General features: G+C 61.0%; 16 protein-coding genes and 1 tRNA gene. 6 read left to right on the forward strand and 11 right to left on the reverse strand.

Annotated features, from left to right (window positions below; genetic code table 11):
- Positions 1-105: 105 nt before the first annotated feature.
- Positions 106-816 (reverse strand): carbonic anhydrase family protein, encoded by a 711-nt coding sequence (locus HYX42_RS07480; RefSeq protein WP_293401441.1) that lies wholly within the window; start codon positions 814-816, stop codon positions 106-108.
- 221 nt (positions 817-1,037) lie between these two features.
- Between HYX42_RS07480 and HYX42_RS07485 the strand changes: the two genes are divergently transcribed.
- On the forward strand, positions 1,038-2,432 hold the full coding sequence (locus tag HYX42_RS07485; RefSeq protein WP_293401443.1) for an MFS transporter: 1,395 nt from the start codon (positions 1,038-1,040) through the stop codon (positions 2,430-2,432).
- Here HYX42_RS07485 and ligD read toward each other — a convergent pair.
- The 3 genes from ligD to HYX42_RS07500 form a co-directional block, all read right to left on the reverse strand.
- Positions 2,429-5,047, reverse strand: coding sequence for a DNA ligase D (gene ligD / locus HYX42_RS07490; protein ID WP_293401445.1), 2,619 nt, complete (start codon positions 5,045-5,047; stop codon positions 2,429-2,431). The two genes, HYX42_RS07485 and ligD, sit on opposite strands and share 4 nt — an antisense overlap.
- Before the next feature lie 21 nt (positions 5,048-5,068).
- Positions 5,069-6,085: a Ku protein gene (locus tag HYX42_RS07495; protein ID WP_293401447.1), complete on the reverse strand. Its 1,017-nt coding sequence runs from the start codon at positions 6,083-6,085 to the stop codon at positions 5,069-5,071.
- Positions 6,086-6,406: 321 nt separating this feature from the next.
- The gene (locus HYX42_RS07500; RefSeq protein WP_293401449.1) at positions 6,407-7,126 is read right to left on the reverse strand and encodes a TetR/AcrR family transcriptional regulator; all 720 of its coding nucleotides are present in this window, start codon (positions 7,124-7,126) and stop codon (positions 6,407-6,409) included.
- 238 nt (positions 7,127-7,364) lie between these two features.
- On the opposite strand from HYX42_RS07500, the gene HYX42_RS07505 reads away from it, so the two are divergent.
- The 4 genes from HYX42_RS07505 to HYX42_RS07520 all read left to right on the forward strand — a co-directional run bounded on the left by HYX42_RS07505 (position 7,365) and on the right by HYX42_RS07520 (position 12,658).
- Entirely contained in the window at positions 7,365-9,440 is a 2,076-nt protein-coding gene (locus HYX42_RS07505) for a hydantoinase/oxoprolinase family protein (protein ID WP_293401450.1), read from the forward strand.
- On the forward strand, positions 9,437-11,191 hold the full coding sequence (locus tag HYX42_RS07510) for a hydantoinase B/oxoprolinase family protein (RefSeq protein WP_293401451.1): 1,755 nt from the start codon (positions 9,437-9,439) through the stop codon (positions 11,189-11,191). Before HYX42_RS07505 ends, HYX42_RS07510 begins: the two co-directional genes overlap by 4 nt.
- Before the next feature lie 68 nt (positions 11,192-11,259).
- On the forward strand, positions 11,260-12,246 hold the full coding sequence (locus tag HYX42_RS07515) for a tripartite tricarboxylate transporter substrate binding protein (protein WP_293401452.1): 987 nt from the start codon (positions 11,260-11,262) through the stop codon (positions 12,244-12,246).
- 4 nt (positions 12,247-12,250) lie between these two features.
- Positions 12,251-12,658 (forward strand): hypothetical protein, encoded by a 408-nt coding sequence (locus tag HYX42_RS07520; RefSeq protein ID WP_293401454.1) that lies wholly within the window; start codon positions 12,251-12,253, stop codon positions 12,656-12,658.
- 68 nt (positions 12,659-12,726) lie between these two features.
- Here HYX42_RS07520 and HYX42_RS07525 read toward each other — a convergent pair whose 3' ends face one another.
- Genes HYX42_RS07525 through HYX42_RS07550 form a run of 6 tightly spaced genes read right to left on the reverse strand, consistent with a single transcriptional unit; the run spans position 12,727 to position 18,161 of the window.
- Complete coding sequence (locus tag HYX42_RS07525; RefSeq protein WP_293401456.1) at positions 12,727-13,713, reverse strand: tripartite tricarboxylate transporter substrate-binding protein; 987 nt, start codon at positions 13,711-13,713, stop codon at positions 12,727-12,729.
- A 55-nt stretch (positions 13,714-13,768) separates the two neighbouring features.
- Complete coding sequence (locus HYX42_RS07530; protein WP_293401458.1) at positions 13,769-14,098, reverse strand: hypothetical protein; 330 nt, start codon at positions 14,096-14,098, stop codon at positions 13,769-13,771.
- A 60-nt stretch (positions 14,099-14,158) separates the two neighbouring features.
- Positions 14,159-14,761 carry an NAD(P)H-dependent oxidoreductase gene (locus tag HYX42_RS07535; protein WP_293401460.1) on the reverse strand — a complete coding sequence of 201 codons (603 nt, stop codon included), beginning with the start codon at positions 14,759-14,761 and terminating at the stop codon, positions 14,159-14,161.
- A gap of 13 nt (positions 14,762-14,774) precedes the next feature.
- The gene (locus HYX42_RS07540) at positions 14,775-15,401 is read right to left on the reverse strand and encodes a VOC family protein (protein WP_293401462.1); all 627 of its coding nucleotides are present in this window, start codon (positions 15,399-15,401) and stop codon (positions 14,775-14,777) included.
- A gap of 43 nt (positions 15,402-15,444) precedes the next feature.
- On the reverse strand, positions 15,445-16,998 hold the full coding sequence (locus HYX42_RS07545; protein ID WP_293401464.1) for an AMP-binding protein: 1,554 nt from the start codon (positions 16,996-16,998) through the stop codon (positions 15,445-15,447).
- On the reverse strand, positions 16,995-18,161 hold the full coding sequence (locus HYX42_RS07550; protein ID WP_293401466.1) for an acetyl-CoA acetyltransferase: 1,167 nt from the start codon (positions 18,159-18,161) through the stop codon (positions 16,995-16,997). Before HYX42_RS07550 ends, HYX42_RS07545 begins: the two co-directional genes overlap by 4 nt.
- Before the next feature lie 119 nt (positions 18,162-18,280).
- Between HYX42_RS07550 and HYX42_RS07555 the strand changes: the two genes are divergently transcribed.
- Positions 18,281-18,841, forward strand: a complete 561-nt coding sequence (locus HYX42_RS07555) for a PAS and helix-turn-helix domain-containing protein (RefSeq protein ID WP_293401468.1) — start codon at positions 18,281-18,283, stop codon at positions 18,839-18,841.
- A gap of 214 nt (positions 18,842-19,055) precedes the next feature.
- On the opposite strand, the gene HYX42_RS07560 is transcribed toward HYX42_RS07555, so the two are convergent.
- Positions 19,056-19,130: transfer RNA gene (locus tag HYX42_RS07560), tRNA-Arg, on the reverse strand.
- Positions 19,131-19,143 lie beyond the last annotated feature (13 nt).

Consider the following 19,143-nt stretch of genomic DNA (forward strand, 5'->3'; position numbering starts at 1 on the left):
CCGGCATGCATGCGCATGGCCGGGTTTTTTTATCACCGCTCCGTTCATCATGGATGGCGGATCAGCTCTGCAATGCCGCAGCAGCAGGTCACTGCAAATCCTGACTCACGCAAACCAGGTAATCTTCCCCGTAGCGACGTCGTGCATGGCAGAAACAATCTTCACTTTGCCATCCCTGACCAGTTCTGCAATCACCGGGCTTTTCCTGAGCACCATGTCTGCAGCGTCTTTGGCGTTCTGGTCTGCCAGCTGCTGCACCAGCTCCTTGTTCTTTGAGCTCGGTACGCCGGAGTATTTGAGCTTGCTCATGGATGGCCGGATGTTGGCCAGCATGGCGGTCAGGTTGCCCAGTTTGGCGTCGTCCACGGCCCCCTTGATGGCGCCGCACTCGGTGTGGCCCAGCACCACGACCAGTTTGGAGCCTACCAGTTTGGTCGCGAATTCGAGGCTGCCGAGGATGTCCGTATTGACAAAATTGCCGGCGACACGCGCTGCAAAAATGTCACCCAGGCGCTGGTCAAACACCAGCTCCGGCGGTACGCGGCTGTCAATGCAGCCCACGATGACTGCAATGGGTGATTGCTGATTGGCGGTTTCCCTGACCTGTTTCACCAAATCGCAATTGACGGTTTTGCCGGCAACAAATCTGGCATTGCCATCCTGCAGGCGCTTTAATGCCGCATCCGGTGTCATGGCCGTCTGGCTGTCCTTGGTAAATACCGCGCAACTCTCCTGCGCCTGGGCGGAGGTCACTGCAGCTCCGGTCAAAGCTGCAAAACCAACAAAATTCTTCAGTGACTGGCGACGTGAAACCATGGCTGAGCTCCCTGTAAAAGTTATAAATTGGGAGCGTATTCTGTTACAAATAGGGTGGTTTACTGAGGTGGGTAAACCCGTGGGTGGGTATTTGCACAGCATTTTTGGCTGCGGCTGGCCTCTACTCCCGATACTTTTAAACTAGGCGGTTTTCCCGGCCAGCCCATGGTGCGCACGCGCATGGCCATCAGCTGGCCTGCATCCCTGCAAAAAAGGTCAGCATGTTTGTTCAGGATGGTTTGCCCCCGCGTGAGCGCACGCGGGCGCTGTGGGTGATTATTCCGGGGATCCTCGTCACGGTACTCGACGGCACCATCGTCAACCTGGCACTGCCCGACATCACGCGTGAGCTGCATGCCACCGCAGCCCAGTCCATCTGGGTCATCAACGCCTACCAGATCGCCATCATTGCCCTGCTGCTGCCGCTGGCAACACTGGGTGACGCTGCGGGTTACCGGCGTGTGTACCTGTTCGGCATGGCGCTTTTCACGGCGGCATCGGTGGCCTGTACCTTTGCAGATTCGTTGACCACGCTTGCACTGGCGCGGGGTGTGCAGGGTGTAGGTGCGGCAGGCATCATGGGCGTGAATGCGGCGCTGGTACGCCTGACCTATCCGCGTGCACGTCTGGGCCGCGGCATCGCATTGAACTCCATGGTGGTGGCAGGCGGCACAGTCGCCGGGCCTTCGATTGCCGCGGCCGTCCTCTCGGTGGCATCGTGGCCGTGGCTTTTTGCCATCAACGTCCCCATCGGCGTGTTTTGCCTGCTGCTGGGTCGCAGCGCCTTGCCGCACAACCTTCCCCGGGCTGACACCCCGCGCATTTCATGGCTTGACGTGGTCCTCAATATCCTCATGTTCACCCTCGTTGTGCTGGGTCTCGACGGGCTGGGTGTACGGCCGGAGGTGCAGGGTGCCGCAGGGCAGGGCGTGCCCGTGTGGCTGGGGGCTGCAGAGCTGGCGCTGGGTGTCGCGATCGGCGTCTTTTACGTGCGCAGGCAGTTGAAGCAGCCGCTGCCGCTCTTTCCTGTGGACCTCCTGCGCATCCCTGTGTTTGCGCTCTCGATGGGCACCTCGATAGGCGCTTTCTGCGCGCAGATGCTGGCCTATGTGGGCCTTCCCTTTCTGCTTCTCGACAGTTATGGCCGTACCCACCTTGAGGCGGGGCTGTTGTTGACGGCTTGGCCTGTTGGCATTGCGATGACGGCGCTGGTGGCGGGCAGGCTGATTGGCCGCCTTTCGGGTGGCGTGCTGGGCGGTACGGGCCTCGGCCTGATGGCCCTGGGCCTGGCCTTGCTGGCGCTGCTGCCCACGCAACCCACTAATGCAGACATCGTCTGGCGCATGCTGATCTGCGGCATGGGCTTCGGCCTTTTCCAGTCACCCAACAACCACATCATCCTCACTTCCGCGCCTGCCCATCGCAGCGGTGGCGCGGGCGGCATGCTGGGCACAGCACGGTTGACCGGGCAGATCATGGGCGCCGTGTTGCTGGCGATGATCTTCGGTGTGTTCGATCCGCATGACGGCAAGGGGCCTTTGATTGCCCTGTGGCTGGCTGCTGGTTTTGCCGCGGTGGCGGGTACCTTCAGCGCGCTGCGCATCAGACACCTTTAGCGTGTTGGGGCCCGGGGTTTGGCAGGCTTGAAGTCCATCAATCTCATGGCCGCCGTCAATGCCTTTGCGGACGCAGGGTAGCGATCCCATGGTTTGTTGCCGGTTGCCAGCCGCTCACCGATGTTCTGTACATCCCAGTGCGCGCCACCGGTGAGCTTGGGCAGTTCATCCCAGGCGACTGGCACCGACACGCCCATGCCAGGCCGCGCCCGTGCAGACCACGCACTCACCGTCGTCGCGCCAAAGCCGTTGCGCAGGTAGTCGGCAAAAATTTTCCCAACGCGGTTGGTGGGGCCGCTTTTTGCGACAAAGCGCTGCGGTATGGTGCGCGCCAGGTGCTGCACGATGAACTGTGAGAACCCCTTGACCGTGTCCCAGTCATGCAGGCGCTTGAGAGGTATCACCACATGCAGGCCCTTGCCGCCGCTGGTTTTCAGAAAAGGCACAAGGCCCAGTTCCTCCACCAGCGTGCGCACCAGCAATGCGGCTTCCTGCATCTGTGGCCATGTCACCCCTTCGCCAGGGTCAAGGTCAAAGGTCATGCGGTCGGGTTTGCCTATGCTGGATGCCGTGGCGTTCCATGTGTGGAACTCGATCGTGTTCATTTGTGCCGCAGACAGTAGCCCGCTGATGTTGCTGATCTCCAGCAAAGAGTCGTGCTCCGGGTCCAGCGCGGGGTCCAGCAGTTTCACACCGGGGAGTTCATCTCCCTTGGCGTGTTTCTGAAAAAACAGTTCACCGCCTGTCCCCGACGGTGCGCGCACAAGAGATACCGGCCGGCCCTTCAGGTGCGGCAGCATCACCCCGGCGACTGCGGCGTAGTGCTTCACCAGGTCCAGCTTGGTCAGGCCGCTTTGTTTGTCTATGACCCGCTCGGGGTGCGTCACGCGCAGGGATTTCGGCAGCGGCGCCGTGACAGGCGTTTTCGCGGTGCCCCTTTTGACGGGCCTGTCGGCAGTTTTCAGGTCAGAAGCTTTCACGACTTTCTCCCGGGTAATGGCCTGCGGCTTTTTGTCGCTGCGCAGGCCCTTGAACACCGCGTGCCGCACGCGATGGGTATGGGTCCACTCCGCAAACGAGATCTCAGCCAGCAGTTGGGGCTTGACCCAGTGCGGCCTGCCTTCCACTGTAGTCCCGCTGTCAAAGGGGCATATGCCTGTTTCAAGTCTGTCGAGTTGCGCGCGCAGGGCCAGCAGTAATCTGTCATTGAACCCGCTGCCCACATTGCCCGCGTACTGCAGCTTGCCTTTGTCATCATGGATGCCCAGCAGCAGCTCGCCCAGCCCGCTGCGCGAGCCCTTGGGCTCGGTAAAACCGCAGATGACGAATTCCTGTCTGTTGCCGCATTTGATCTTGATCCAGTCGGGCGAACGGCGCGACTGGTAAGGCGCATCGGCACGCTTGCCGATCAGCCCTTCAAACCCCAGCTTGCAGGCTGTGCTGACCAGGTCTTTAGATGGTGCATCAAAAGCGTCGCTGAAACGCAGGCTGGGTGACTTGTTCTTCGCCATGATTTTTTGCAGCAGGGCGCGCCGCTCTGCCAGCGGCACATCGCGCAAATCATGGCCTGCATAAAAAGGCAGGTCGAAGACGTAGTAGACGATGCCTGCCGCATTGGCGCTGGCGGGTGCTGCCTTTCGTCCACGGCTTACAAAAGCGCCCTGCAAGAGCTGGAAGTTGGGGATGCCGTCCTCGTCGGGCACGACGATCTCGCCGTCCAGCCAGGCGGTGTCCAGCTTCAGCGCCTTCAATGCCTTCGCCAGTTGCGGCATCTTCGCTGTCCAGTCATGGCCGTTGCGTGTGAAGCAGTTCACCTTGTCGCCGTCCAGCCGCGTCATCAGCCGGTAGCCGTCGAACTTCAGCTCGTATAGCCAGTCGCCCCCCGGCGCGGTTTCGACCAGCGTCGCGAGCTGCGGTTCGATCATGGATGGCAGCCTTGTGTTGACTGCAGCGGCAGGCAATCCAGCCGCAGTTTTCCGCAGAGGCTTGGTTTTGGGGACACGCGGGGTCATGGATCCCGGATCAGGTCCGGGATGACGTGATGCGGGCCGGGGTTTTTTCATCACGCTGTCAGGCAGGGCCTCGGTGATGTCGTAGTCGGCAGTTGGGCGCTCTTCGCTGTCGTGCTCCTTGATCAGCAGCCACGGCGCCTGCTTTTCGCCATTGCCCTTCATGCGTACAAGAGTCCATTTGCCGCGCAGCTTTTCGCCGTGAATCTCGAATTTCAGCTTGCCGGCCTTGAATCCCTTAACGGGGTCTTCGAGCGGCGACCAGGTGCCGCGGTCCCAGACGATGACCTTGCCTGCGCCATACTGTTTGGCCGGTATCGTGCCTTCAAAGTCGCCATAAGACAGCGGGTGGTCCTCCACCTGCACCGCCATGCGCTTGACCTTGGGGTCCAGGCTGGGGCCTTTGGGCACGGCCCAGCTTTTCAGCGTGCCTTCAAACTCCAGCCGGAAGTCATAGTGCAACCGGCTGGCCCAGTGTTTTTGTACGACATAGGCCAGCGCCTTTGCATTGGGTTTGCCGTTGGCTTTGTCATTGGGGGCCGGCTCGGGCGTGATACCGAAGTCACGCTTTTGCCGGTAGAGCTCAAGCGAATCGTTTTTGGCCATGGCGCAGATTGCGAATGACGGCTATGCAGCTTTGCGCCGGGGCGCTGCGCTTTTGGGCGCTGCAGTGCGCGACTTCGCCGCCGTCTTTTTGGCGGCAGTGCCTGACGCAGCTTTTTTCCTTGCCGGCGCGGCTTCTTCCGCGCTGTCGTCATCATCTTCTTCTTCGGTCGCCGCAGCCTTGCCGGTGTTAGCACCCGGCTTTTTCAGGCTGCGCTTGAGCAGCTCGGTGAGGTCAATGATCTGCGCACCGCCGGAGGCGCCATCCTCCACAGGCTCCAGCGGGGTGACGGTCTCTGTCTTGCCGGCTTTCACGCGCTGGTGCACCAGCTTCATGATGGCGTCCTTGAACTCGTCCTTGTAATCCTCGGGGTCCCACTTCGTGCTCATGTCTTTGACGAGCTGCTCGGCCATCTTCATCTCGTTGTCGCGTATGCCGGCTGACTTGATGCCTTCGGGCGGCAGCTCAAGGTTGGTCCAGGGGCGAATCTCGTCGCCCCAGCGCAGCAGGTTCAGCACCATGCCCTTGCCCGAAGGAATCAGCGCAGCCAGATGCTGTTTGGTCTGGATCACCACGCGCGCCACGCCCACCTTGCCGGTTTTCAGCAAGGTTTCGCGCAGCAGGGCGTAAACCTTGGCGCCCTTGTTGATGGGCGCGATGTAATAGGGCCGCTCCAGGTACACGAACGGAATCTCGCCCGCATCGACAAACGCTTCTATCTCTATGGTCTGCGTCGTTTTGGGGTAGGCATCGGCAATCTCCTTTTCGCTGAGGATGACGTACTCACCCTGCTCATAGGCAATGCCCTTGACGATGTTTTCCTTCGCAATTTCCTTGCCGGTCTTCTTGTTGATGCGCTTGTAGCCGACCGGGTCCATGCTGCGTTTGTCCAGCCAGTCGAAGTCGATGCCCTGCTCGGACGTGGCCGAATGCAGGCCGACAGGGATGTGTACCAGCCCGAAGGTGATGGCGCCTTTCCAGAGGACACGTGAAGATGCTTCGGCCATGTTGTGCTTTCGATAGAGTGGCGAGAGCCGCATGAAGGGCACTTCATGTTCGCGCGTACCGCCCGTTTGACCGGTAGGACAAGGCAAATGGCCCCTGTCGGCGCGCCGTGGGTATTGGCGCGCGCTGGTTTGCCATCGGTCGCGTGCACAGCCACCCGAGACGACATTGCAATTGCTATAAATTTAGTAGCTTCTCACGTGCATATTTATTGGGCTACAGCCCGATTTGGCATCTGAAAATGGCCTTTTTCAGGTGTTTTTGGCCGTTTTGCGCTTGCGGGAACGCTAAAAGTTAACATGGAAGTTAACTTTCTCAAGTTTTTTAACATACACGTTAAAAATTGGATGTGTACGTCAATTTTTTGTTTTTGAGGCTGCTTCCGCTGCCATGGTACTTTCCAGTCCGGCAATCAGGGCACGCAATGTGAACTCAAAACGGTGTGATGCGGAAAGCTGTGTCACAGCCTTTACGGCTGCCTTGAGGTTGGGGTAGTCGTCGCCGGTTTCTTCCAGGACATGGGTCTTGAACTCCACATCCGGGTGGACCTTGAGTTCGCGCTCAAAGACGTTTCTGCGCTCGTGGCGCGCCACCCAGCCGGCGACAAATTCGATGATGGCGCGGGTGGCGTAAAAGGCGCTGACTTCGTTGAAGCCAGAGTCCTTGGCTGCCTTGATGGAGATTTCGTGGCGGTTCAGGATGTTGTGGCCGGTGTCTGTGCGGCGAATGCTGTAGTCGGCCAGGCCCGGCACCGCGCCATACACATCCATCAGGGCCCGGGCGTAAAGCGTGGCCCAGTGCGCCCAGCCCTCGCCGTGGTACTCGGGAGCGGGGTAGCGCTCAACCACATGTTTCACAAATTTTGCAATCAGGTCTTCGCGGCCCTGCACATGCCGGTAGAGCGCGGGCGGCGTCACGCCCAGGGCTTCGGCGACGGCCTGAAGCGTCAGGTTGCCCAGCCCAATGGTGGCCGCCGCAGCAAATATCTGCTCCATTGAAACCTGTTTTGGACGCCCAACGCTCCGTTTGGCGCGGGTTTTTGCGGTAGTGACTACCTTCTCCGATGCGGAACTCATGGTTTCTACCAATCCCCGGAAGTTAATTTGTGAATAGCATTCACTAAATATTCATTTATTCAGATATTTCGATGTGGGCAGCTTTAACGCCGCCCGGCACCGGCAGATTTTTCCTAACCCAGCCCTCAGGCACTTTTCAATCATACGGACCGAACCAGACGATGACCACAAAGCCCGACCATCCATCCCGCTCCCGCCGGCGCCGCCCGGCCTCCCCAGCCTTGCTTGAAAGCAGCCCATGCTGAAGGGTAGCCGCCTTGCCGCCGATATCGGCGGGACTTTCACCGACGTGGCCTACTTCGACCCGGCCACCGGCGCGATCACGCTGGGCAAATCGCTCAGCACACCCAAAAACATGGTGGACGGCATTTCCGAAGGCGTGCATAAGGCCGGCACCAGCTACAAAAATGCCGAGACCTTTCTGCACGGCTCGACGGTGGCGATCAACACCTTGCTGGAGCGCAAGGGCGCCAAAACCGCCCTGCTGGTCACCGAGGGTTTCAGGGACATCTACGAGATAGGCCGCATCAACCGGCCTGATGCCTACAACCTGTTCTTCAAAAAACACGTGCCGCTGGTTGAGCGAAGACTTCGCTTTGAAGTGCCCGAGCGCCTGACCGCCGAAGGCACAGTTCACAGGGCGCTTGACGTTAACGCCGTGCATGCGATTTGCGACGAGTTGATAAAGGAAGGCGTCGAGGCTGTCGCCATCCTGCTGCTGCATTGCTACGCCAACCCTGCGCATGAGCTGGAAGTCAAGAAGATCGTGCAGGGCCGTCTGCCCAAAGCGTTTGTCACCGCCTCACACGAGCTGTCGCAGGAGTACCGCGAGTTCGAGCGCTGCTCGACCGCCGTTGCCAATGCCTATGTGGGCCCCATCGTCAGCAACTACATCTCAGGCATAGACGCGCGCATCAAGGGCGAAGGTTTTGAAGGTGCGTTTTTGCTGGTGCAGTCGACCGGCGGACTGTATGAGTCAGACCAGGCGCAGGTGCAGTGCGTGCGCATGCTCGAATCCGGCCCTGCAGCTGGGGTGATTGGTGCGCATGCCCTGTGCGCCGAGCTGAACCTGCCGAACGCGATTGCCTTTGACATGGGCGGCACCACCGCCAAGGCGGGTGTCATACACAACCACAAGGTGCTGACCACCAACCTGGCTTTTGTGGGCGGCTACCAGCAGGGCCTGCCGATACAGATACCGCTGGTTGACGTGTTTGAAGTGGGCACGGGCGGCGGCAGCATTGCAGATGTGGATGTCGGTGGCTCGCTGCGCGTCGGCCCGCACAGCGCAGGTGCAGAGCCCGGCCCGGCCTGCTATGGCCGCGGTGGCAGCTTCCCCACGGTGACTGACGCCAACCTGCTGCTCGGGAGGCTGGGTGCAGACCGTTTTCTGGGCGGTGAAATGCGACTTGATGTTGCTGCGGCAGAGCAGGCCATCGCCTCGAAGGTTGGCGCGCCGCTGGGCCTGGACGCCACGCTGGCGGCAGAAGGCATTTTGCGCATCGCGGTCACCAAGATGTCTTACGCGGTGAAGGGCGTGTCGACGGAACGCGGCTTTGATGCGGCGGCTTTCACGCTGATTGCCTACGGTGGTGCAGGCCCCCTGCATGCCTCGGCCATCGCGCGTGAAATCGGCATCAAAGACCTCATCATCCCCCGCGCGCCGGGGCATTTCTGTGCTTTCGGCATGCTGCACTCCGACCTGCGCTACGACTCGGTGCGCACCACCTTCCGCAAGCTCGAAGACATGGACTTCGGCGAGATCGAAAAGTCTTTTGTGGAGCTTGCTGCAGCTGGCCAGAAGGCGCTGAAGGAAAGTGACGTCAAGCCTGCGTCGGTGCACATCGGCTATTCGGCCGACATGCGTTATGTGGGCCAGGAGCACTCTGTCACCGTGGACCTGGATCTGGCGCAATTCACCAGCCGCGACAGCGCAGGCATCAAGCGCCAGTTTGACGAGGTGCACCAGCAGCGCTACGGCACGTGCGCGCCAAAGGAAAAAGTCGAGATCGTCACGTTGCGCGCTGCGGTCACCGGTGTCATGCCCAAGCCGGCCATGCAGCGGGTGGAGGCCGGCACCGCCACGCCGCCTGAATCCGCGCACCGCGGTGAGCGTGAGGTTTATTTCTCGGAACTGAAAGGCCGCACATCTGCAAGGGTGTATGACCGCGAAAAACTGCTCGCGGGCAACCAGATCACCGGCCCTGCGCTGGTGGAAGAGCACGCGTCCACCACGGTGCTGTTGCCGGGTGATGTCCTGGAAGTGGACAGCTTCGGAAGCCTTCGAATCAAGATTGGAGAGATGTCAGCATGAGCATGAAAGAACAAGCTTCCGCGCAGCCCGATCCGGTGCTGACGGAAATCATCCGTAACGGCGTGCTGGCGGTGACAGAGGAGATGAAAACCAACCTCATGCGCACCGCCTACAACATGATCATCTATGAAGCGCTGGACTTCACGGTGGGCCTGTTCACGGCAGAAGGCGAAACCATATCCATAGGCATAGGCTTGCCCAGCTTCATCAAGGGCATGGCCAACACCGTCAATGCCATGCGCGAAAAATACGGCGCTGACGGCATCAGCCCGGGCGACATCCTGGTGACCAACGACGCCTACATCACCGGCAGCCACCTGAACCACTTCACGTTTGCGCAGCCGATATTTCTCGGTGGAAAGCTGTCCGGCTGGTCCTGCTGCATGGCCCACTGGATGGATGTGGGCGGAACGCTGGGCGGTGTCACCACGGACATCTATTCCGAAGGCCTGCAGATTCCCATCATGAAATACCAGAAGGGTGAGCAGGTCAACGACGACCTGCTGGAGATCATCAGGATGAATGTGCGCGTGGCCGACCGCGCGATGGGTGACCTGCGGGCGCAGATTGTGGCGGTCACCACCGGCACCAAACGTTTCACTGAACTGCTGGAACGTTACGGCCGCACGCAGACGCTGGCAGCCGTCGCCAACATCATGGACAGGTCGGAGGCATCTGCCAGGGCGCGCACGGTGCTGATACCCGACGGCACCTACGAGGCGGAGTCCTTCATGGACGATGACGGCCTTGAGCTGGGGGTGCGCATACCGATCAAGGTCCGCGTGATCAAGAAAGGCGACGAGCTGACGGTGGACCTGTCGCAAATGAGCCCGCAGGTCAGGGGCTTCTTCAACTCGGGGCCCAGCACCGGCTATTCGTGCGCGCAGGTGGCGTACAAGTGCCTGACATCCCCGACCGACTACCCCATCAACGAGGGGAGCTTCCGCCCGCTCAAGGTGATATGCCCTGAAGGCACCGTCATCAGCGCGGTGAAGCCCGCCGCCATGCGCTGGTGGATGACCTTCCCGATGACGGTGGTCGACACGATTTTCAAGGCCATGGTCAGCGCCATTCCGGACAAGACCATCGCCGCCCACCACGCCGACCTGGTGTTTTCCATGTTCCACGGCATAGAGCCGAAGAACGGCCAGTTCTTCCTGGGCTTTGTTGGCCCCACCGGCGGCGGCTGGGGCGCCAAGCAGTCTGAAGACGGCATGAGCGGCGTGGTCTGCTCCAACGATGGCGACACACACAACAGCCCCTGTGAACAGCTGGAGAGCAAATACCCCATCCTGATCGAGCGGCACGCACTGCGTGAAGACTCGGGCGGCGCCGGGCGCCAGCGCGGGGGCCTGGGCACCGAGGTGGTGTACCACGCAAGAACGCCTTTCACGGTGGATGTGCAGGCCGAGCGCATGCACTGCGCGCCCTGGGGGCTGGAAGGCGGGCATTCGGGCCTGGCCAACGAAGTCTTCATTACCCGCAAGGGTTCTTCCATACCGGTCGAGCCCAGCGCCAAGGTGCGCAACCAGCGGCTGAAGGTCGGCGACAAGCTGCATCTTCGCGCAGGTGGCGGTGGTGGCTTTGGCCCGCCTGAGGAGCGTTCAGCTGTTGCGCTGGCCAATGACGTGCTGCAGGGTTATGTCAGCCCCGAACGGGCACGCGATGTGTACCAGGCTGTGCTGACTGCGGAAGGCCGGGTTGATATAGCTGCGACGGACAGGCAAAGGGCCGTGCGCCGGCAGGCTTGAGGTGAGTGGTTGCCGCGCAATCCCCATGGGCCTGCGCGGTATATTTTTTGATAACTGAAGGAGACGACATGAAAGATTCCCTGAAAGCGATGTCCGTTAAAAAAGCGGCCATGAGTTTGGGCCTTGCGCTCGCTGCGGCGTTCGCACCGGCAGGCTGGGCACAGCAGTTCCCGACCAAACCGGTCACACTGATCAACCCTTATCCGGCCGGCGGCGGCGTCGATGTGATGGCCAGACTGCTGGCGCAGGAATTGCAGGCTGAGTGGGGCCAGCCAGTGCTGCTTGACAGCAAGCCCGGCGGCGGCACCACCATCAGCGCGGGTTATGTGGCGCGCGCGCCTGCAGACGGCTACACCCTGCTGGTCAGCACCAGCCAGCACGCAGTCGCCCCCTGGGTCATCAGGAACCTGACCTATAACTACACGACCAGCCTGACCGGCGTGTCGGTGTTTGCGGAGTCGCCACTGATACTGACGGTGCGGCCCGGCCTGAAGATCGAGACGGCGGCGCAGCTTGTCTCCCTGATCAAGGAAAAGGGCACTACCATGAACTACGGTTCATCCGGCCCCGGCGGTCTGCCGCACCTGGCGGGCGTGATGCTCAACCAGGCCACCGGCGTGAATGTCCCGCACATCCCTTACCTGGGTACGGCGCCCGCATTCACGGCACTGCAGGGCGACCAGATCGACTACCTGTTTGGTGATATCTCGGTAGTGCCCACCGTCAAGAGCGGCCGCATCAAGGCGCTTGGTGTGACTGTGGACAAGCGCGTGCCGGACTTTCCCGCAGTGCCGGCCATGGTTGAAAGCATTCCCGGCTTTGTACTGAATGTCTGGGTCGGTCTTGATGCACCGGCGGGCACGCCCAGGAGCGTGATCGACAGGATCAACGCATCCGTCCAGAAAGCCCTCAAGTCCCCGGCGCTGATCAAGCGCTACGCCGAGTTGTCGACGCAACCAAAATGGTCGACGCCCGAGCAGTTCAACGAATTCAGGGCAGCGGAAGTCAAAAAATACGGTGAGCTTGTCAAGGCGGCCGGCCTGAAGGCGGAGTGAGCTGATGCCGGCGACTGCTTCGGCGTTGCGGGTCATCAGGCTGGTATCCGCGTGGCAGAAGATACGTCAGGGTCATGTGGCCCTCAATGGCTTGTCATGCGCGTGCAACCTGGGTGTCGGCAGCCTGTCCGCCAGTGCGTTCGAGCAGCCCATGCTGGATTACCTGCATGACACCCATGCCGGCACGCCCGGCGTGGATGGTCTCTTCAGCAAATGCGCTTACGTGGAAGGTGAAGCGGGCAGCCTCAACACCTTCCTGACTGAGCTGGCGCAATTGCCGACGCTGGGCATTGCGGAATGCGCGCTGATTCGTGACATCGAGCGATCCCTGACTTCGTTTGCCGAGCAGCACCTGATTGAAGCGCCATCACTGAGGGATTTGCCGCAGGCCGAGGCATTGGCGATGGCATAAAAAGGGCCGGGGCATGCAGATGCCTCGGCCCTTTTTTTGCGTCCGGTTGTCGTACCGGGTCGTTTTTTTTAGTCTTCCGCCGTAAAACCCGAAGCTTTGACGATGGGTGCCCAGCGCTCCTGGTCGGCCTTGATGACGGCGGCAAAGCTGGCGGGGGTGCTTTGCACGGTGTCCATGGCTATGCCTGCGTAGCCGTCCTTGATGTCCTGGCGCTGCAGCACGGCGTTGATGGCGGCTGATGCTTTGGCGATGGTGGCGGGTGGTGTTTTGGCTGGCATGAAAAAGCCCAGCCAGGATTCGATCACCATGTCCTTCAGGCCGCTTTCAACCAGCGTGGGTGCATCGGGCACGAAGCGGCTGCGTTGTGCGCCCATGGTGGCCAGCACACGCACGCGCCCGCTTTTCAGGTGCGGCAGCACTTCGCCGATGGGGTTGATGCTGATGGGGATCTGGCCGCCCATCAGATCCTGCAGCGCCAGCGCGCCGCCCTTGTAAGGCACGTGCAGCAGCTCGGTATTGATGGCGCGCGACAGCATGATGCCGGTGAAGTGCGATGCACTGCCGGCAGAAGTCGATGCGAATGACGCCTGCTTCGGGTTGGCTTTGGCCCAGGCGACAAACTGCTGCAGGTTGGTCACGCTGGCGGGCAGGCCGGGGCCGGCGACCAGTGCATAGCCCGTTTTCGATGCCAGTGCCACAGGTGCGAAGTCCTGCAGTGGGTTGTAGCTCAGCTTGCGAAAGCTGTAGGGGAAGATGGTCATGACGAAGTCGGGCGTGAACAGCATGGTGCTGCCGTCGGCTTCGCTGTCACGCACGTACTCGGAGCCGAGCCGGCCCGATGCACCTGCGCGGTTGTCGACGATGATGCCGGCCGGGTAGTCGGCGCGCAGCTTTTCAGCCGTCAGGCGCGCCACCGCATCGGTGCCACCGCCCGCAGGGAAGGGAACAATCACGCGTGAGACCTTGGCTGCGGCCTGCGCAAAGGCGGATTGCGTGAATGACAGGGGCAGGGCAATGGCGGCGGCTGCGCCAGCCAGGAGTTTGCGTCGGATCATGAAGGCTTTCTGTGTGTTGTCGTTGTTGTCAAAAATGGAGCGGCGCCGCAAAGGCTCAGGGGTTTTGTTCGGTCACATCCTGGTTGATGTGTTTGACCACCCCGTCGAACAGTGGCGTCACGTTGGCTGCAAACCAGGTGCGGAACTCCTGCCGGTAGGGCTTGTCCAGCGCGGCGTGCAGGTCGGCTTCGGATGCAAACCAGAATTCCAGCGTCGCGTAGATGGCGGGTGCGCCCTCCTCATGGTCCTGGCCCAGCAACAGCCTCGCCGACACGATGCGCTCAAACTTCATGTACATCTTCAATGCAGAGCGCAGGGCTTTCTGCAGGTCGTCACCCTTGCCGGGTCGGGGTTGGCCTATGAGGTAGGCGCATCGCATGAACATTGTTTTTCCTTGTCGGGTTGCGGGACGGGGCTGTCTGAAATCTTGAGGCCGGCGCTTGCGTCAACCCAGCCACTGCGCGAGTTGCGCACCTGCGCCTTCAATGGCCGCTGCCTTTTTTTCCGGAATGTTCAGGCCTTCTGCGTAGATGAACTGGATGTCGGAAATCCCTATCAGGCTCAGGAAGTTGGTGACATGGCCAGTCTGCGTGTCACGGTTGGTACCTGCATAAATGCCGCCCCGAGTCGCCAGGATGTAGCACTTTTTGCCTTCGGGCAGCAGGCCCTTGGGGCCTTGGGGTGTATACATAAAGGTCACGCCGACTCGTGCGATGTGGTCGAACCATGCCTTCATTCCGGACGAAATGCCGAAGTTGTACATGGGCAGGCCCAGCACAATCACGTCGGCCTGGCGAAGCTCCTCAATCAGCGAGTCCGAGTATTCGAGCAGCTTGTTTTGCGCCGGCGTACGGTCTGCAGCAGGAACGCGTGAGGCCAGGAATGCCGGCGCTTCAAGGTGATGGGGCGGGTTCAGCCCCAGGTCGCGCGATATGACTTTGGCACCCGGGTTCTTCGCCAGCCAGGAGGTGGCAAAACGCTCCACGAGCTGGGTCGATTGCCCCTGGTCGCCGAAGATGCTGGTGGTCAGCTTGAACAGTGTGGTCATGTCAGCTGCCTTCTCAAACGCCGGGCACAAAACGGTTCATGCGTGCGCCTATGCGCTTTCTCCAGTCGGTGCTCATCTCGAAGCCGGGCTGCTCCACCGCCATTTCTTTGGTCTGTTTGTAGATCGCATCGTTCGACTGGGTCAGGTCCAGCGGGATCAGGAAGGGCTGCGGAAAGTACCACTCGGTGTCGACGAACAACTCCAGGTTGTTGCCGTCAGGGTCATGGCAGTAGATGCTCCACGCAATGCCGTGGTTGGCGGGGAAGATGTTCTGGACGTTTTCCCGTTCCAGCACCTTTTGCAGCTTGCGCAGGCTGTCGAGTGAACCCACACGGAAGGAGATCTGGTTGATCACGCTGCCGAACTGTGCATTGAAGGGGTTGGGCGGAATGTTGTCCGGTTTTCCCGACACCAGCACCAGTTGGTGGTGATCCTGCGGGTCGCGTGAGAGGAAGATCAGGTCCATGCCCACGGCATGCCCGCGGTCGGTGACGGTAAAGCCCAGCACGCGGGTGTAGAAGTCTTCCATCTTCGCCATGTCCTTCACGGCAAAGCCCATGTGGCTGAACATCAGGTTGGGGGCTTCGCTGTTGGGGGCAGCGGTGCTGGCTTCGGGTTTGGTGGCTACGCTTGTCGTCATGGTGTCTCCTTTTTAATCATTGAAAAATCACACGTCAGAAAACTCAACCTGCTACGGCTGCGGGTTTGGCCGTAGCTTCAGTCGCCTGGAGCTGCGCCCGCAAATCCGTCTTCAGCACTTTGCCATAACTGTTCTTGGGCAGCGCGCTGACGTAACGGTAATGTTTGGGCCGCTTGAAGCGTGCGATGGCCTGCAGGCAGCAGGCATCAAGCTCGGCGTCGCAGGGGCCGCTGCCCTCACGCAACACCACAAACGCGACGGGCACCTCGCCCCATTCTGCATCGACCTGACCGACCACGGCCACCTCTGATACGGCGGGGTGGGTGAGCAGCACTTCTTCAATCTCGCGCGGGTAGACGTTGGAGCCGCCGGTGATGATGAGGTCCTTGGACCTGTCTTTCAGCGTCAGGAAACCGTGAGCATCCATGCAGCCGGTGTCACCGGTGTAGAGCCAGCCGGTCTGAAGGGTGTCGGCGGTCGCTTCGGGCTTGTTCCAGTAGCCGGGCATCACGGTGTCGCCGCGCACCACAATCTCGCCGACCACGCCTTGCTGTACAGCCTGGCCGGCGCTGTCGACCACGCGCACTTCGACCAGCGCCTGAGCAACGCCAACGGACGCAATGCGCTGCTCCCATTTGGAATGGCCTGCATCCGCAAGCTGTTCGCGCGACAGGGCGGTGATGGTCATGGGGCTTTCACCCTGGCCGTAAATCTGCACGAAGCGGGGGCCCATCACTTCGAGCGCCTGTTTGATGTCTTCCGCATACATGGGCCCGCCGCCGTAGACGATGGTCTTGAAGCCGCTGACCTCGGCCCTCACCACGCTGATGTGGTCCACCAGACGCTTGACCATGGTGGGCGCCGCAAAAAAGCACAGGCTGCCGACGTCACGGGCCAGGTCCACCAGCTCCGCGGGATCAAACCCGCCCGAGGCGGGCACCACGTGGCGCGCACCCCTGAGCGTGAAGGCGTAGTTGTAGAGACCGGCGCCGTGCGACATGGGCGCGGCATAGACGATGGCGTCAGGCGCGGCCACGTCGTCGACATCAGTGAAGTAGCACGCGGTCATGGCCAGCAGGTTGCGGTGTGTCTGCATCACGCCCTTGGGCCGGCCCGTGGTACCCGAGGTGTAGAACAGCGAGGCCACGTCTTCGGGCTCGCGGTGCTGCATGGACGCCGGTGTGTGTTGCACCGCCGCGGCATAGGCGCCGGACGCAAACGTGAGCAGCCGCACATCGGCACCCGCCACCGTGGCCGCATCGCCTGCAAGCACCGGGGAAACCAGCAGCACGCGCGCGCCGCAATCGCCGAGCACATAGGCCAGCTCTTTCACGTGCAGCTTGTAGTTCACCGGCACGGCTATGGCGCCGGCCCACAGGATGGCGTTCAGCGCCTCAAGGTATTCAGGGCAGTTGGCGGAAAAAATGGCGACGCGGTCCCCCGCCTTGACGCCGCATTGTTCTTTCAGGTACCCCGCCAGCGACGCCGTGCGCTGCGCCAGCGTGCGGTAATCCAGCAGCAGTTTTGCGCCTGAATACAGGGCAGGCCGGTCCGGAAAAACTTCCGCAGACCTGCGCAGCAGCTGTGCAATGTTCACTGGCGGCGCTCCAGGATGCTGACGTAGCTGGCGACAGCAGCGCCGCCCATGTTGAAGACACCTGCCATGGTGGCGCCTGGAACCTGTATGTCGCCTGCCTGGCCAGTGAGCTGCATGGCGGAGATGGCATGCATGGACACACCGGTCGCACCAATGGGGTGTCCCTTGGCCTTCAGCCCGCCCGAGGCGTTAACCGGCAGCCTGCCGCCCTTCATGACGGTGCCGTCGTTGATGACGCGCGCACCCTGGCCAACCGGCGCCAGGCCCATGGCTTCGTAGCTGAGAAGTTCTGCAATGGTGAAGCAGTCATGCACTTCGGCAAACGACAGGTCGGAGATAGAGCATCCGGCCTGCTGCAGGGCGGCCTTCCAGGCGCGGTGCGGGCCTTCAAAGTCCAGAGCGCGGCGGTTTTTGAGCGGCAGGAAATCATTGACCTGCACGCGCGAGCGTATGGATACGGCAAGGGGGAAGTCCTTGGCCACATCATCGCTGGCGATGATCAGCGCAGCTGCGCCGTCAGACACCAGCGAGCAGTCTGTCTTGCGCAAAGGGCCGGCAATGATGGGGTTTTTGTCAGAGACGGTGTTGCAGAAATCAAAACCAAGGTCGCGCCGCATGTGGGCCCACGGATTGAGCGCGCCATTCGCATGGTTCTTGGCGGCGATGCGCGCCAGTGTTTCAGACTGGTTGCCGTAAGTCCTGAAATAGTCATCAGCCACGGCACCGAAGATGCCGGGGAAGCCGCCAGGCGGCGAGCCGGTTTCGCCCGAATAGCCGCAGTCGCCGAGTATGCGTGTGACATCTGCGCCGCTGACATCGGTCATCTTTTCTGCACCCACCACCAGCGCTATTTTTGCGCGGCCCGATTCAATCGCATCGCAGGCTGCGTAAATGGCTGCCGAGCCCGACGCGCAGGCATTTTCAAGGCGGGTGGCGGGTTTCCAGCGCAGGCCTTCATCGGCATGAAAGGCCAGCGACGACGCAAAAATGTCAGGCGCAAAACCGCCGTTCAGGTTGCCCAGCCAGGTGCCGTCCACATCCTTGCCGGTCACGCCCGCATGGCTCAAGGCCTCGCGTGCGGCGCGGACGATGAGGTCTTCAAGGCGCATGCCGTCGAATTTACCGAAGGGGAGATGGCCCCAACCCACAATTGAAACGGGCATTGCAAGCTCCTCTGTATAGTCAGAGGCAGGACTTTACGGCGGCCAGCCTGATTCGAACAGGCGTCAAAATACGCTAGGGTTTCCCAGTACTTTCACCCCTCCCACGCATCTTTCAAGACATGGCTTTACCTGACTACGACGACGACCTGCTGCTGGTGTTCGACATTGCCCCGGTGGGCTTGCTCGTCAGCCGGAAAAGGGTCATCCAGTCATACAACCAGGCTTTTTGCGACATCTTTGGCTATGCCCCTGAAGCCCTGCGCGGCGAATCGTTCGAACGCATCTACCCCTCGCGCCAGGAGTTCGATCACACGGGCGAGCGCGCCTTCGTCGCCATGCAGGCCACGGGCGCCTACGCCGACGACCGCATCATGCGCAAGGCCGACGGCCAGCTCTTCTGGTGTCACGTCTCGGGCCGCACCAAAGACCGCCAGAACCCGTTTGACGTGGCGGTCTGGGTATTTGAAGACATCTCTTCGGCCCGCCCGGTCACCACAGACCTGACCGCACGCGAGCGCGAGATCGCCCAGTTCCTGGTCAACGGTAAAAGCAGCAAACAGATTGCGATCGAGCTTGGCATAGGTTTTCGCACCATCGAATCCCACCGCGCCAGGCTGATGCGCAAGTTCGGCGTGTCAAGCACCAGCGAGTTGATTGCCAAGCTGGTGGGACGGCCCTGACCAGCATCTGCAAAAGCAACATGTAAAGTCGACTTTACATTTTGATGGCCTGAACCGATCCGGACGCCAAAAAACGCGGCTCCAGGCCTGGGAAAGCCCGATTTTGAGGGAGAAAAACGGCTGCAGGCCAATAAATACGCACGTGAGCAGCTACTGAATCAATAGCAAAAGCAGTGCCATTGCAGGCGTCTTGCCGGCCATCACGCGGAAGAAATGGTGCGGCCAAAGGGAATCGAACCCCTATCTGCCCCTTAGGAGGGGGCCGTTCTATCCATTGAACTATGGCCGCAACCCCTGCTTTG

It is taken from the genome of Polaromonas sp. (assembly GCF_016185115.1).
Classification (GTDB): Bacteria; Pseudomonadota; Gammaproteobacteria; order Burkholderiales; family Burkholderiaceae_C; genus Polaromonas.

Bases quoted from the DNA above. Each gene is read 5' to 3' on its own strand.
- HYX42_RS07495 (WP_293401447.1), bottom strand. From the start codon at position 6,085: ATGCGGCTCTCGCCACTCTATCGAAAGCACAACATGGCCGAAGCATCT.
- HYX42_RS07510 (WP_293401451.1), top strand. From the start codon at position 9,437: ATGAGCATGAAAGAACAAGCTTCCGCGCAGCCCGATCCGGTGCTGACG.
- HYX42_RS07535 (WP_293401460.1), bottom strand. From the start codon at position 14,761: ATGACCACACTGTTCAAGCTGACCACCAGCATCTTCGGCGACCAGGGG.
- HYX42_RS07520 (WP_293401454.1), top strand. From the start codon at position 12,251: ATGCCGGCGACTGCTTCGGCGTTGCGGGTCATCAGGCTGGTATCCGCG.
- HYX42_RS07480 (WP_293401441.1), bottom strand. From the start codon at position 816: ATGGTTTCACGTCGCCAGTCACTGAAGAATTTTGTTGGTTTTGCAGCT.
- HYX42_RS07540 (WP_293401462.1), bottom strand. From the start codon at position 15,401: ATGACGACAAGCGTAGCCACCAAACCCGAAGCCAGCACCGCTGCCCCC.
- HYX42_RS07550 (WP_293401466.1), bottom strand. From the start codon at position 18,161: ATGCCCGTTTCAATTGTGGGTTGGGGCCATCTCCCCTTCGGTAAATTC.
- ligD (WP_293401445.1), bottom strand. From the start codon at position 5,047: ATGGCCAAAAACGATTCGCTTGAGCTCTACCGGCAAAAGCGTGACTTC.
- HYX42_RS07505 (WP_293401450.1), top strand. From the start codon at position 7,365: ATGCTGAAGGGTAGCCGCCTTGCCGCCGATATCGGCGGGACTTTCACC.
- HYX42_RS07500 (WP_293401449.1), bottom strand. From the start codon at position 7,126: ATGAGTTCCGCATCGGAGAAGGTAGTCACTACCGCAAAAACCCGCGCC.
- HYX42_RS07555 (WP_293401468.1), top strand. From the start codon at position 18,281: ATGGCTTTACCTGACTACGACGACGACCTGCTGCTGGTGTTCGACATT.
- HYX42_RS07485 (WP_293401443.1), top strand. From the start codon at position 1,038: ATGTTTGTTCAGGATGGTTTGCCCCCGCGTGAGCGCACGCGGGCGCTG.
- HYX42_RS07525 (WP_293401456.1), bottom strand. From the start codon at position 13,713: ATGATCCGACGCAAACTCCTGGCTGGCGCAGCCGCCGCCATTGCCCTG.
- HYX42_RS07530 (WP_293401458.1), bottom strand. From the start codon at position 14,098: ATGTTCATGCGATGCGCCTACCTCATAGGCCAACCCCGACCCGGCAAG.
- HYX42_RS07515 (WP_293401452.1), top strand. From the start codon at position 11,260: ATGAAAGATTCCCTGAAAGCGATGTCCGTTAAAAAAGCGGCCATGAGT.